General features: G+C 52.6%; 1 pseudogene. It reads right to left on the minus strand.

Features of this window, described 5'->3' with window-relative positions:
* Positions 1-306 (minus strand): annotated as a pseudogene (locus DK187_RS21055) (MBL fold metallo-hydrolase); the annotation flags it as partial.

A 306-nucleotide genomic window follows, 5' to 3' on the forward strand; every position in this document is an offset into this window, starting at 1 on the left:
AACGCTCGCCATCGAACATCACATAGCCATTGGTTTTATCGTGATAACGCAAAATATCCCGTCCTGGCGTACCCGCGGCCTGATAACCCACAAACAGCACGTCGTTACGTTCATCGCTCAATAACGCCTTCAAATAATTCACAATACGCCCACCGGCGCACATGCCCGACGCGGCAATTACAATGGCAGGGCGGGTTTGACGTTGCAGGTAAGACACGGTTTGCAGATGAGTGTCGTGATCGTCTATCGTCGTCACCTGTTCAAAACTCAACGGATGCCGCCCCGCCTTCACACGGCGTTTTGCTT

The organism is Marinomonas arctica (genome assembly GCF_003259225.1).
In the GTDB taxonomy this organism is placed as follows: domain Bacteria; phylum Pseudomonadota; class Gammaproteobacteria; order Pseudomonadales; family Marinomonadaceae; genus Marinomonas; species Marinomonas arctica.